This window comes from Streptomyces sp. NBC_01515, assembly GCF_045040345.1.
GTDB lineage: Bacteria > Actinomycetota > Actinomycetes > Streptomycetales > Streptomycetaceae > Streptomyces.
In genome coordinates this window covers 3,185,878-3,198,686 of the sequence record NZ_CP109416.1, presented here as the reverse complement: position 1 = coordinate 3,198,686, position 12,809 = coordinate 3,185,878, and the positions used below count along the sequence as shown (strand labels likewise).

General features: G+C 69.0%; 11 protein-coding genes. All 11 read left to right on the top strand.

Translation table 11 applies throughout. The features are described from left to right. Positions 1 to 213: 213 nt before the first annotated feature. The 11 genes from OG407_RS14145 to OG407_RS14095 all read left to right on the top strand — a co-directional run bounded on the left by OG407_RS14145 (position 214) and on the right by OG407_RS14095 (position 12,785). Positions 214 to 957, top strand: a complete 744-nt coding sequence (locus OG407_RS14145; RefSeq protein ID WP_405858148.1) for a GntR family transcriptional regulator — start codon at positions 214 to 216, stop codon at positions 955 to 957. Next, positions 954 to 1,862: a dihydrodipicolinate synthase family protein gene (locus OG407_RS14140; RefSeq protein WP_405858146.1), complete on the top strand. Its 909-nt coding sequence runs from the start codon at positions 954 to 956 to the stop codon at positions 1,860 to 1,862. Before OG407_RS14145 ends, OG407_RS14140 begins: the two co-directional genes overlap by 4 nt. After that, positions 1,850 to 3,580 (top strand): L-arabinonate dehydratase, encoded by a 1,731-nt coding sequence (gene araD / locus OG407_RS14135; RefSeq protein WP_405858144.1) that lies wholly within the window; start codon positions 1,850 to 1,852, stop codon positions 3,578 to 3,580. Before OG407_RS14140 ends, araD begins: the two co-directional genes overlap by 13 nt. Positions 3,581 to 3,648: 68 nt before the next feature. Then, on the top strand, positions 3,649 to 4,584 hold the full coding sequence (locus tag OG407_RS14130) for a carbohydrate ABC transporter permease (RefSeq protein ID WP_405858142.1): 936 nt from the start codon (positions 3,649 to 3,651) through the stop codon (positions 4,582 to 4,584). Then, the gene (locus tag OG407_RS14125) at positions 4,581 to 5,465 is read left to right on the top strand and encodes a carbohydrate ABC transporter permease (RefSeq protein ID WP_405858140.1); all 885 of its coding nucleotides are present in this window, start codon (positions 4,581 to 4,583) and stop codon (positions 5,463 to 5,465) included. The genes OG407_RS14130 and OG407_RS14125 overlap by 4 nt, the downstream gene beginning before the upstream one ends. Before the next feature lie 49 nt (positions 5,466 to 5,514). Further along, positions 5,515 to 6,768 (top strand): Gfo/Idh/MocA family protein, encoded by a 1,254-nt coding sequence (locus tag OG407_RS14120; protein WP_405858138.1) that lies wholly within the window; start codon positions 5,515 to 5,517, stop codon positions 6,766 to 6,768. Further along, a complete protein-coding gene (locus tag OG407_RS14115; RefSeq protein ID WP_405858137.1) occupies positions 6,768 to 7,613 on the top strand; it encodes a PmoA family protein in 846 nt (281 codons plus the stop codon). Before OG407_RS14120 ends, OG407_RS14115 begins: the two co-directional genes overlap by 1 nt. After that, the gene (locus OG407_RS14110) at positions 7,610 to 9,118 is read left to right on the top strand and encodes a family 43 glycosylhydrolase (protein WP_405858135.1); all 1,509 of its coding nucleotides are present in this window, start codon (positions 7,610 to 7,612) and stop codon (positions 9,116 to 9,118) included. Before OG407_RS14115 ends, OG407_RS14110 begins: the two co-directional genes overlap by 4 nt. A 114-nt stretch (positions 9,119 to 9,232) precedes the next feature. Then, positions 9,233 to 10,570 carry an ABC transporter substrate-binding protein gene (locus OG407_RS14105; protein WP_405858133.1) on the top strand — a complete coding sequence of 446 codons (1,338 nt, stop codon included), beginning with the start codon at positions 9,233 to 9,235 and terminating at the stop codon, positions 10,568 to 10,570. Positions 10,571 to 10,668: 98 nt separating this feature from the next. Further along, entirely contained in the window at positions 10,669 to 11,457 is a 789-nt protein-coding gene (locus OG407_RS14100) for a rhamnogalacturonan acetylesterase (RefSeq protein ID WP_405858131.1), read from the top strand. A 59-nt stretch (positions 11,458 to 11,516) separates the two neighbouring features. Next, positions 11,517 to 12,785 (top strand): polysaccharide lyase family 1 protein, encoded by a 1,269-nt coding sequence (locus OG407_RS14095; protein ID WP_405858129.1) that lies wholly within the window; start codon positions 11,517 to 11,519, stop codon positions 12,783 to 12,785. The last annotated feature ends 24 nt before the right edge of the window (positions 12,786 to 12,809 follow it).

The window sequence follows — 12,809 nt, the reverse complement described above, 5'->3', positions numbered from 1 at the left end:
CCCGCCGGGGCCAGTTACCGGTTCTTCTGTCAGAAGCATTGACGAAACAAAAGCGCGCTCCTACCTTCAACCCGTCGTACTTCGTACGTCATATATGAGACGCGATACGCGAGATCAGATACACGAGAACCGGACACCTGAGTTGGACAAGTGAGCCGGGCACGCGAGATCCGATCCCGCGCCCCGCAGCCACGTCACATCCGAGAGGCGCGCATGACCTCTGTGCCCACGCCGATCCCGTCCCGCACGCAGTACGTGCAGGAGGAGATCAAACGCCGCATCCTCACCGGTCAGTTGACGCCGGGTCAGCCACTGGTCGAGACCGACCTCGCCGCACAGTTCGGGGTGTCCAAGACCCCGGTGCGCGAGGCGCTCAAGACCCTGGCCGGTACCGGGCTCGTCGTGATGAACCAGTACAAGGGCGTCACGGTGCGCATGGTGGACGCGGACATGGCGCGCGAGGTGTACGACGTACGCCTGCTCCTCGAACCCGAGGCGCTACGGCGGGCTGTACATCGCCACGCCTCCCTGGACGCCGCGCGCGACGCCCTGACCCGCGCCGACGGGGCCACCGACACCGCCGAACGCTCCCTCGCCAACCGGGAGTTCCACCGCGCCCTGTACCTGCCGTGCGGCAACCCGCTGCTCGGCCGGATGCTCGACGAGGTCCGCGACCAGGCCGCCCTCGTCTCCACCGTCGCCTGGGCCGCCTCACCCTCCTGGGAACGGGAGGCCGGCGAACACCGGGAGATCCTGCGGCTCGCCCTCGACGGCGACGCGGACGGCGCGGCCACCGCGCTGCACGCCCACATCGCGTCGTTCGTCCAACGAGCCTTCCCCGGAACCGAGTTGGAGACCCAAGGACGGGGTGCCCACGGGCAGGACACCCACCGGCAGGACTCCCACGCACAGGACTCCCACGCACGGGACTCCCACGGAGAGGACAGTCGCGCATGACGGCGACGTTCGAGGCCCAACGCACCGCCCTGGCCGACGTGGTGGCGATCCCGGTGACCCCGTTCGCCGAGGACGGCACCGTCGACCAGGACACCCACCGGGCCCTGCTCCGCCGCCTGCTCGACGGCGGCGTCGGCATCCTCACGCCGAACGGGAACACCGGCGAGTTCTACGCCCTCACCCCTCAAGAGCGCCAGCTCGTAACGGAGTTGACCATCGACGAGGCGGGCCGGCGCGCCGCGATCCTCGTCGGCGTCGGACACGACGTCCCCACCGCCATCGCCTCCGCCCGCCACGCCCGCGACCTCGGCGCCCAGATGGTGATGGTCCATCAGCCCGTCCATCCGTACGTCTCGCAGGACGGCTGGGTCGACTACCACCGCGCCATCGCCGAGGCCGTGCCCGACCTGGGCGTCGTCCCGTACATCCGCAACGCCCAACTCCCCGGCGCCCGCCTCGCCGAACTCGCCGACGACTGCCCGAACGTGATCGGCGTCAAGTACGCCGTCCCGGACGCGGCCCGCTTCGCCGCCTTCGCCCGGGACGCGGGGCTCGAACGCTTCGTGTGGGTGGCCGGGCTGGCCGAACCGTACGCGCCCTCCTACTTCTCGGCGGGCGCCACCGGCTTCACCTCAGGGCTGGTGAACGTCGCCCCGTCCGTCTCGCTGAACATGATCGAAGCGCTTCGATCAGGGGACTACCCGGGGGCGATGAAGGTGTGGGAGCAGATCCGCCGTTTCGAGGAACTGAGGGCCGCGAACGGCTCGGCCAACAACGTCACGATCGTCAAGGAAGCGCTTGCGTCCCTCGGCCTGTGTCGTCGTGATGTACGGCCGCCCAGCAGGCCCCTGCCCGAGAGCGAGCGCGCCGAGGTCGCCGCGATAGTCGCCGGATGGTCCGTATGAAGGCACCGGAAGAGCTCAGAAGCCACCAGTGGTACGGCACCGACGGGCTGCGCTCCTTCAGCCACCGGGCCCGCACCCGCCAGCTCGGCTACCTCCCCGAGGAACACCTCGGCAAGCCCGTCATCGCGATCCTCAACACCTGGTCCGACATCAATCCCTGTCATGTGCACCTTCGTGAGCGTGCCCAGGCCGTGAAGCGCGGGGTGTGGCAGGCGGGCGGTTTCCCGCTCGAATTCCCGGTCGCCACGCTCAGCGAGACCTTCCAGAAGCCGACCCCGATGCTCTACCGCAACCTCCTCGCGATGGAGACCGAGGAGTTGCTGCGGTCGTACCCCGTGGACGGTGCCGTCCTGATGGGCGGCTGCGACAAGTCCACGCCCGCGCTGCTGATGGGCGCCGCCTCCGTCGACCTGCCGACCGTCTTCGTGCCCGCCGGGCCGATGCTGCCGGGCCACTGGCGCAACGAGATCCTCGGCTCCGGCACCGACATGTGGAAGTACTGGGACGACAAGCGCGCCGGCCTCATCGGCGAGTGCGAGATGACCGAGCTGGAGAGCGGCCTCGCGCGCTCGCCCGGGCACTGCATGACCATGGGGACGGCGTCCACGCTGACCGCCGCCGCCGAGGCGCTGGGCGTGACCGTGCCGGGTGCGTCGAGCATCCCCGCCGTGGACTCGGGGCACGATCGGATGGCCGCGCAATCCGGCATGAGGATCGTTGAGCAGGTCCACAAGGGGCGTGTTCTCTCGTCGATCCTCACCCCGGAAGCCTTCGAGGACGCGGTCACCACCGTCCTCGGCCTCGGCGGCTCCACCAACGCCGTGATCCACCTGATCGCCATGGCCGGCCGCGCGGGCGTCCGCCTCACGCTCGACGACTTCGACCGCATCGCCCGCGCGGTCCCGGTCCTGGCGAACGTACGGCCCGGCGGACAGACGTACCTCATGGAGGACTTCCACTTCGCCGGCGGCCTCCCCGGGTTCCTCTCCCGGATCACGGACCTGCTGCACCTGGACCGGCCGACGGTCTCGTACGACACCCTGCGCGAGCAGCTCGACGGCGCGCGGGTGCACAACGACGACGTCATACGACCGCGCGACAACCCGGTCGCGCACGAGGGCGGGGTCGCCGTCCTGCGCGGCAACCTCTGCCCGGACGGCGCCGTCATCAAGCACATCGCCGCCGAACCGCACCTGCTCAAGCACACCGGCCCCGCAGTCGTCTTCGACGACTACCGGACCATGCAACGCACCATCAACGACCCGGAGTTGGGCATCACCGCCGACAGCGTGCTGGTGCTGCGCAACGCGGGCCCCAAGGGCGGCCCCGGCATGCCCGAGTACGGCATGCTCCCGCTCCCCGACCACCTCCTCAAGCAGGGCGTCCGGGACATGGTCCGGATCTCCGACGCCCGGATGAGCGGGACGAGTTACGGCACGTGCGTGCTGCACATCGCGCCCGAGTCGTACGTCGGCGGACCACTGGCGCTCGTCAGGACCGGGGACACCATCACCCTGGACGTCGAGGCACGCACCCTCCAACTCAACGTGGACGACGAGGAGTTGGAGCGACGCCGGGCGGAGTGGACACCGCCGCCCGCACGGTACGAGCGCGGCTACGGCGCGCTCTACAACGACCAGATCACCCAGGCGGACACCGGCTGCGACTTCGAGTTCCTGGCGCGGCCCGGCAAGGTGCCTGACCCGTACGCCGGTTGAGCACCCTTCGCACGCCCGTTTCCCATGCCCGTCGAGCAAGCGCTTCCTATGCTGAACGGAGAACAGTCATGGCCCAAGCCGCAGCCGTGGCGAAACCGCCCGCGCCACCCCGGCGGCGCCGTGCCTCCGCGACCCCGCGCAGGCTCCCGTACCTGCTGATCGCCCCGGCCGCCCTGCTCATGCTGGGCTTCATCGCCTACCCGGTCATCAGCGTCTTCTACTACAGCCTGCAGAACTACAACCCCACCAAACCGTGGCGCAACGGCTTCGCGGGCCTCGACAACTTCACCCACGCCTTCACCAACGACCCCCAGTTCTGGGACACGTTGACCTTCAGCGCCAAGTGGGTCGTCGTAGAGGTGGGCCTCCAACTCCTCTTCGGACTGGCCCTCGCACTGATCGTCAACCAGACCTTCGTGGGCCGGTCCATCGGCCGCGCGCTGGTGTTCTCCCCGTGGGCCGTGTCGGGCGTCCTGACCTCCGCGATCTGGGTGCTGCTCTACAACTCCCAGACGGGCGTGACCCGTTACCTCGCCGACATGGGAATCGGCCAGTACGGCACGAGTTGGCTGTCCGACCCCTCAACCGTCTTCTCCGCAGCCGTAGTCGCGGACCTCTGGCGGGGCGTCCCCTTCTTCGCGATCCTCATCCTCGCCGACCTCCAGTCCGTGTCGAAGGACCTCTACGAGGCCGCCGAGGTCGACGGCGCCGGCCGCTTCCAGCAGTTCCTGCACATCACCCTGCCGCACCTCAAGGACGCGATCGTGCTGTCCACACTGCTGCGCGCGGTCTGGGAGTTCAACAACGTCGACCTCCTCTACACCCTGACCGGCGGCGGCCCGGCCGGCGAGACGACCACGCTCCCGCTCTACGTCGCCAACACCAGCGTCGAGGCACACAACTTCGGCTACGCGTCCGCCCTCACCACGGTCGCCTTCGTGATCCTGCTCTTCTTCTCGATCATCTATCTGCGCCTGAGCAAGTTCGGAGGCGGCGACAAGTGATCACCGAGATCGCTCCGGCCCGCGAGCGGGAGTCCGTCGCACCGCAGCAGCCGCGCAAGGTCCGCCGCGCCTGGGACGAGGTCCCGCGCTGGCAGATCTACCTCCCCCTGGGGATCTACCTCGTCTTCACCCTGATCCCCTTCTACTGGATCCTGCTCTTCGCGTTCCGCCCGGCCGGCTCGACCTCCCTGGTCCCCTGGCCGATGACCCTCGACCACTTCCAGAAGGTGTGGACCGAACGCAGCTTCGGCGTCTACTTCCAGAACAGCGTCTACGTCGGCGTCGCCACCCTGATCCTCACCACCGTGGTCGCCCTCGCCGGCGGCTACGCGCTCGCCCGCTTCGAGTTCAAGGTCAAGCGCGCCTTCATGCTGGCCCTGCTCTGCTCCCAATTCGTGCCGGGTGCCCTGCTGTTGGTCCCGCTGTTCCAGATCTTCGCCAAGCTCCAGATGATCAACTCGCTCGGCAGCGTCATCCTCGCGGAGACCGTCTTCCAGCTGCCGCTCTCGATGATCCTCATCAGCGGCTTCATCCGGAACGTCCCGCAGTCCCTCGAAGAGGCCGCCTGGGTCGACGGCTGCAACCGCTTCGCCGCGTTCCGCATCGTCGTCCTCCCGCTGCTGCGGCCCGGGCTGATCGCCGTCGGCTCCTTCGCCTTCGTGCACGCCTGGAACCACTTCCTCTTCGCCCTGATGTTCCTGTCCGACCAGAGCAAGCAGACGATCCCGGTCGGCCTCAACACCCTGATGAGCGCGGACAGCGTCGACCTCGGCGCCCTCGCCGCAGGCGGCATCGTCGCGGCGATACCGGTGGTCATCGTGTTCGCCTTCATCCAGAAGTGGCTGATCACCGGCTTCAGCGCGGGGGCGGTGAAGGGATGAGGCAACCGCTTACCCTGCTGGCGAAGATCGTCGACGCAGGGAGAATCCCATGACATCCACCACCGGTCCTACGACCGTCACCGCATCCGGTCCTACGACTGTCACCGCACCAGCCGCTTCGGCAGTCACCGCACCCGCCGCCACGGCAGTCACCACGCCCCTCGCCCCGCCCGTCTCCATCGTCCTCGCGGGCGCCCGGGGCCACGGCCGCTGGCACGTCGAGAACATCCGCCGGCTCCAGGACAAGGGGCTCGTACGCCTCGCCGGAATCTGCGAGCTGACCCCGCTGACCGAGGAGGAGTTCGGGGGCGAACTCCCCGCGCAGTCACCGGACTTCGGCGCCCTTCTCGACTCCACCGGCGCCCAGGTGGCCGTGATCTGCACCCCGATCCCGACCCACACGGACCTCGCCCTGGCCGCCGCGAAGCGGGGCGTGCACCTGCTGCTGGAGAAGCCGCCCGCGCCCTCGTACGCCGAGTTCCGCCGGATGGCCGACGGCGTCGCCGCGGCCGGGGTGGTCTGCCAGATCGGGTTCCAGTCGCTCGGCTCGCACGCCGTGCCCGGGATCCGCGAGCTGATCGCCAAGGGCGCGATCGGCACGGTGACCGGGGTCGGCGGCGCCGGTGCCTGGGCGCGCGACGAGGCGTACTACCGACGCGCCCCCTGGGCGGGCAAGCGGCGCCTGAACGGCGTCGACGTCATCGACGGCGCCCTGACGAACCCCCTCGCACACGCCGTCGCCACCGCCCTCGCCCTCAACGACACGACCCGCGCCGAGGACGTCGTCCGCATCGAGACGGAACTCGTGCGCGCCAACGACATCGAGTCCGACGACACCTCCTGCGTCCGCGTCACCACCGTCCAGGGCCGCCCGGTCACCGTCGCCGTGACCCTGTGCGCCGAACACCCCGGCGAGCCCTACGTGTTGGTGCACGGCAGCGAGGGCCGGATCACCTACTGGTACAAGCAGGACCGCGTCCTGCTCCAGCGGGCGGGCCACGGCCCGGAGGAGTTCGAGTACGGCAGCACGGACCTGCTGGAGAACCTGGTCGCCCATCTCACCGACGGCGACGAGCTGTTGGTCGAACCGGACGCGACAGGCGCCTTCATGAAGGTCGTCGAAGCGATCCGAGAGGCTTCCGACCCGGCTCAACTCCCCACCGATGCCTGGCACTTGCTGACCGCCGAGAACCGCCGGGTGGTCCCCGGCATCGACGCACTGGTCACGGCGGCGGCCGACACCCTCGCCCTCTACTCCGAGCTGGGCGCCTCCTGGGCCCCACCGAAAGAGGTGAGCACCTGATGATCACCCATGACACGCCGGTGCTGCGCGTGGCGGGCCGCCCGGTCGCCCGGTACGTCACCCGGCCCGAGCTGCCCGACCGGCTCTCCCCGCGCCCGTATCTGCACCCGGTGACCACCCTGGCGGGCACGGCGGTCACCGAGTTGAGCCCCGTCGACCACACCCACCACCTCGGCGTCGGTGTCGCCGTTCCCGACGTCGAGGGGCACAACTTCTGGGGCGGCCGCACCTACGTCCGTGACCAGGGCCCCACGGAACTGGACAACCACGGCGCCCAACGCCACTCCGCCTTCCAACTCCGCGACCCCGACGGCTTCGTGGAGGAACTCCGCTGGGTGGCCTCCGGCGCCGAACTGCTCCGCGAACGCCGTACGGTCGCTGCCACCGAACTCACCGACACCGCCTGGGCGTTGGACTTCACCTTCTCCCTCACCAACGTGACGACGGACCCCCTCTCGATCGGCAGCCCCGCCACCAACGGCCGCCCCGGAGCCGCGTACGGCGGCTTCTTCTGGCGGGCCCGCAAAGAGGCCGAGACCCCGCGCGTCTTCACCGCCGACCACGAGGGCGAACCGGAGATCCACGGCACCCGCGCCGACTGGCTCGCCCTCGCCGGCACCGGCTGGACCCTGGTCTTCGCCGGCGCCACGGACCGTTCCCGCCAGGACCCGTGGTTCGTCCGCACCGCCGAATACCCGGGCGTGGGCGCGTCGTTGGCGTCGGACGAGCGGCTGCCGATACCGCCCGGCGACACGGCCGTACGACGGATCGTCACCGTCGTGGCCGACGGCTGCCTCTCCCGTGCCGAGGCCGCGGCACTCGTGCGGAAGGCGGTCGGCCAGTGACGCCCGAGACGTACACGAACCCCGTCCTGAACGCCGACTGGTCCGACCCGGACGTCATCCGCGTCGGCGACGACTTCTACCTCACCGCGTCCAGCTTCGGCCGCGTACCGGGCCTGCCGCTGCTGCACTCCCGCGACCTGGTCAACTGGACCCTGATCGGCCACGCCCTCCAACGCCTTGAACCGGCAGGGGAGTTCGGGACCCCACGGCACGACTGCGGCGTCTGGGCACCGGCGTTGAGGTACCACGACGAACGCTTCTGGATCTTCTGGGGCGACCCCGACCAGGGCATCTTCCAGGTCAACGCCCCCGAGATACGCGGCCCTTGGACCCGCCCGCACCTCCTCAAGGAGGGCAAGGGCCTCATCGACCCGTGCCCCTTGTGGGACGACGACACCGACGAGGCCTACCTCGTCCACGCCTGGGCCAAGTCCCGCGCGGGCATCAAGAACCGCCTCACCGGCCACCGTATGCACCCCGACGGCACGACCCTGCTCGACGACGGCAAGGTCATCGTCGACGCGGACCGCATCCCCGGCTGGTTCACCCTGGAGGGCCCCAAACTCCACCAGCACGACGGCTGGTTCTGGATCCTCGCCCCCGCAGGGGGAGTCGGGACCGGCTGGCAGGGCGCGTTCCGCTCGCGCGGCTTCTTCGGCCCGTACGAGGAGAAGGTCGTCCTGGAACAGGGGGACACCGACATCAACGGCCCCCACCAGGGCGCGTGGGTGAACACCCCGTCCGGCGAGGACTGGTTCCTGCACTTCCAACAGCGGGGCGCCTACGGCCGGTTGGTCCACCTCCAGCCGATGCGCTGGGACGACGAGGGCTGGCCGGTCATGGGCGACGCGGGCGCCCCCGTAGCCGTACACCGGAAACCGGACCTCCCGCCGCAGCCGCCCGCCGCGCCCGCCACCGACGACGACTTCCCCGGCGGACGGTACGGCCGCCAGTGGCAGTGGACCGCGAACCCGCAGGACGGCTGGGCCACCCACCACTCGGGCGACGGCCTACGACTGACCTGCGCCCGTACGGCCGACACCCACGACCTGCGCCGGCTCCCGAACCTCCTCACCCAGCGCCTCCCCGGCACACCCGTCGCCGTCGAGGTCGAACTGGGTCTGGACAGCGAGGAGTTGGGCGCACGCGCCGGACTCGCCGTGCTCGGCGACGCGTACAGCTGGATCGGGCTGGAGCGGAGCACGGACGGCCGGGTGATGTTCGTCCACCGCTTCGCCGAGCCCGTCGCCGAGCGCGAACGGGACGCGGGGGAGTCGCACCCCGCCCCCGAGGGCCGGGTCCGACTCCGCATCGAGACCGGCGCGGGCGCGCGATGCCGCTTCTTCTACGACGTCGGGGACGGGCCGCGGCCGAGCGGCCAGGTCTTCGCTGCCACCCCCTGGCGCTGGGTCGGCGCCCTGCTCGGGCTCTTCGCGCTCGCGCCCGTCGGCACGGGACATGCCGGCGCGGCCGGTTTCACGCGGTTCCGGATCAGTTCTCTCTGACTCACCCTGCCCGTCCGCCTGTTGGGAGTCGCAATGACGCACCTCCGTGGCAAGCGCTTGCCCACCGCCAGCGAGGCCATCACACCGTCGCATCCACAAGAAGAGAGCCGCTCTATGAAGACCAGCATCCGCAGAAGCAGGCGTGCCGCCGTGGCCGTCGCCCTGGGCTCCGTGCTCGCGCTGACCGCCACCGCGTGCGGCGACGACGGCAGCGGTGCCGCGGGGGACAAGGGCGACGAGGGGTCCGGCAAGGGCACGATCACCTTCTGGGACAACAACGGCGGTGTCCGCACCGACATCTGGAAGCAGATCATCGCGGACTTCGAGAAGAAGAACCCCGACATCAAGGTCAAGTACGTGGGGATACCGGCCGCGAGCGCCCAGTCCAAGTACGACACCGCGATCCAGGGCGGGGGGCTGCCCGACGTCGGCGGTGTGGGGACCGCGGTGCTCGCGGAGGTCGCGGTGCAGGGGGCGTTGGAGCCGTTGGACAGCCGGCTCAAGTCGAGTTCCCTGAACGGGCAGTTGAGCCAGAACCTGCTCGACGTGAGCAAGAGCGCGGGGGGCGGGGACACGCTGTACCAAATTCCCACCTCCGCCAACAACGGGACCTTGTGGTACCGCACCGATCTGTTCAAGGCGGCGGGGCTGGACGCGCCGACGACCTGGTCGAAGTTCTACGCCGCCGCGGACAAGCTCACCGACAAGGCGAAGAACAAGTTCGGGTTCACCATTCGGGGTGGCGAGGGGTCCATCGCGCCCGCGTTGGACGCGGTGTACGGGCAGACCGGTATCACGTCCTTCTGGAACGGTGACAAGACGACGGTCAACGACCCGAAGAACGTTGCCGCGTTGGCGAAGTACGTCGGGCTGTTCAAGAAGGACACTCCGTCCGCCGACCTCAACAACGACTTCACGAAGATGGTCGCGCAGTGGGACAGCGGGACGATCGGGATGCTGAGTCATAACCTCGGGTCGTACCAGGACCATCTGAAGGCTCTGGGCGCGGACAAGTTCAAGGGCATTCCCAATCCGACGCTGGACGACGGTACGCGGGTGCAGATCTCCAACCCCGTTGACGGGTTGAGTCTGTTCAAGTCCAGCAAGAACAAGGAAGCGGCCTGGAAGTTCATCGAGTTCGCGGTGTCCGCGGCGGAGAACTCCAAGTACAACGAGTCTGCCGGGCAGGTGCCGGCCAACACGGATGCGGCGAGCGCGGGTTGGCTTCAGAAGTCGGAGCCTACGGAGTTGGCTGCGGCTGCGTTGAACGGGGCCTCCACGAAGATTGTGCAGCTGCCGTATTACCTGCCGGACTGGAACACGATCTCCAAGGCGGACAATGAGCCGAACTTCCAGAAGTTGTTGCTGGGGAAGGTGACGGCCAAGGAGTTCTTGGACACGTTGGCCGACCAGTTGAACAAGGCGCAGGCGGACTGGAAGCAGAACCACTGAGTTGGGTGGTTCGGTTTGTGGGGGGCTGCGGGCCGGTGGGGGCTGGTCGCGCAGTTCCCCGCGCCCCTAAAAGACAAAAGCCGAGAGGTGGACCCATCGTGTCTCTTACTCGTAGGCAAGTCGCGTTAGGTGCTCTCGCCGCCGTTCCTTTACGTGGTGGCGGTGTTCGGCGGAATCGGACCCTGTACATCGCCGGGGATTCCACCGCCGCCCAGAAGTACTCCACCGAAGCCCCGGAAACCGGGTGGGGAATGGCCCTCCCCTTCTTCCTGCGGAGGGAAGTAAAGGTCGCCAACCATGCTGTGAACGGCCGGAGTTCGAAGAGCTTCGTCGACGAGGGGCGGCTGGACGTGATCCTCGCCGCCATCCGGCCCGGCGATCTCCTCCTCGTCCAGTTCGCGCACAACGACGAGAAGACCGCCGACCCCACCCGCTACACCGAGCCCTGGACGACGTACCAGGACTATCTGCGGATGTACATCGACGGGGCCCGAAGCCGTGGCGCCCGGCCGCTGCTCGCCACCCCCGTCGAGCGGCGCCGGTTCGACGTCGACGGCAACGCGCTGCCGACGCACGGGGATTACCCGGCGGCGATGCGGGCGCTCGCGCAGGAGGAGCGGGTCGCGCTGCTCGACATCGAGGCGTTGTCGCTCGCGTTGTGGCAGCGGCTCGGGGTGGAGGAGACGAAGGTCTACTTCAACTGGACCGACACCGAGCAGGACAACACGCACTTCAATCCGCCCGGTGCGATCGCCGTGGCGCGGCTCGTGGCGCGGGAGTTGCCGCGCACCCGGGTGCTCGCGCCGCGTGACGTCGTCCGGCTGCACGAGGACATTCCGACGTCCTGGATCACCTGGCCCGAGGCGACGGACGCCTCGACCCTCTGAGCAAGGAGACCCGCACAGTGCGTACATTTAAGTGTCATGGACGCGTCATTGCGTCGCTCGTGGGCTGCACGGCACTGGCTCTCGCCCTCACCAGCACCACCGCCCAGGCCCATCCGCGCCCCCTCGACCGGCAGACCCTCGGCACCGGTGACGGCTGGGCCTCCTACGGCACCGGCACCAGCGGTGGCGCGGACGCCACCCCGGATCACGTCTACACCGTCTCCAACTGGGCCGATTTCAAGGCCGCGTTGGCCGCCGGCGGAACCGCGCCGAAGGTCATCGGAGTGAAGGGTGTGATCGACGCCAACGCCGAGGGGTGCGACTCCTTCGCCGCGCCCGGCTACGACTTCGCCCAGTACCTCGCCACCTACGACCCCGCCGTCTGGGGCTACGACCAGAACCTCGACAACGAACCCGCCGACAGCCCCGAGGGCCTGCGCCGTGTCTCCGCCGCCAACCAGGACGCCGCCATCAAGGCGTTCATCCCCGCGAACACCACCATCGTCGGTATCGGCCGGAACGCCGGCTTCAAGGGCGCCAGCCTGCAGATCAAGGCCGTCGACAACGTCATCGTCCGGAACCTCGCCTTCGAGAGCCCGTTGGACTGCTTCCCGCAGTGGGACCCGACCGACGGCGACACCGGCAACTGGAACTCCGAGTACGACAGCGCCGTCATCTACGGCTCCACGCATGTGTGGTTGGACCACAACACCTTCACCGACGGCGCCCACCCGGACAGTTCGCTGCCCGCCTACTACGGGCGGATCTTCGAGCAGCACGACGGCGAACTCGACATCGTCAAGGGCGCCGACTACGTCACCGCCTCCTGGAACGTCTTCGCCGACCACGACAAGACGATCCTCATCGGCAACAGCGACAGCGCCTCCACGGCCGCCGTCGACCGGGGCCACCTGAAGGTGACGCTCCATCACAACCTGTTCGCCAACCTCGTCGAGCGCGCACCCCGCGTCCGCTTCGGCCAAGTCGACTCGTACAACAACCACTTCGTCGCCGAGCCGGGCTACGGCTACAGCTACGGCATCGGCCTGGAGTCCCAACTCGTCGCGGAACACAACGCGTTCACGGTCCCGGCCGGCATCTCCGAGGCGACCATCCTCAAGAAGTGGTCGGAGGCGCCGCTCACCGCCGACGACAACTACGTCAACGGCAGGCTCACCGACCTGATCGCCGTCCACAACGCGGGAGTTCCGGCCGAGATCCTGCAGTCCGGCGCGGGCTGGACCCCGACCCTGCGCACGAAGATCGACCCCGCGAAGGCCGTGCCGTTCATCGTCGACCGGGGCGCGGGCGCGGGCCGCCTGCGCTGACCAACCCCCGTACACACCGGGCCG